Raw genomic sequence first — 519 nt, forward strand, 5'->3', positions numbered from 1 at the left:
AGATAGGTTCGGGGTGGAAGCACGGCAACGTGTGGAGCTGACGAATACTAATCGGTCGAGGGCTTAACCTATTATCTCCCATACGAAGTATGGTCAGAGAGCTGCGATGCGAAAGCGTCGCAGGCCCGGAACAAACCGGGGAACTAATTCACGAACTTTACGCATGCATTTCGTATCTAGTTTTCAGGGAACAATACAATTGTTCTTTAGTCTTGGAGAGATACCCAAGTGGCTATAAGGGGACCCTCTGCTAAGGGGTTAGACTGCGTAAGTGGTGCGAGGGTTCGAATCCCTCTCTCTCCGTTGTCCTATGGCGGCGTAGCTCAGCTGGCTAGAGCGTACGGTTCATACCCGTAAGGTCGGGGGTTCGATCCCCTCCGCCGCTACCATAATAGTTCTTGATTTTTTATGACAAAGTATGATATGATTCGACTTGTGTCACATGGAGGCTTAGCTCAGCTGGGAGAGCATCTGCCTTACAAGCAGAGGGTCGGCGGTTCGATCCCGTCAGCCTCCACC

3 tRNA genes are annotated in these 519 nt (G+C 51.4%); all 3 read left to right on the forward strand.

Annotated elements, in window-relative coordinates:
• Positions 1-214 precede the first annotated feature (214 nt).
• The 3 genes from B1728_RS35480 (at position 215) to B1728_RS35490 (ending at position 517) form a co-directional block, all read left to right on the forward strand.
• A tRNA-Ser gene (locus B1728_RS35480) sits at positions 215-303 on the forward strand.
• Between the two features lie 9 nt (positions 304-312).
• Positions 313-389: transfer RNA gene (locus B1728_RS35485), tRNA-Met, on the forward strand.
• A gap of 55 nt (positions 390-444) precedes the next feature.
• Positions 445-517, forward strand: a tRNA-Val gene (locus B1728_RS35490).
• Positions 518-519: the final 2 nt, after the last annotated feature.

Source organism: Paenibacillus sp. 32352, from assembly GCF_002042965.1.
Taxonomy (GTDB): Bacteria; Bacillota; Bacilli; order Paenibacillales; family NBRC-103111; genus Paenibacillus_S; species Paenibacillus_S vulneris.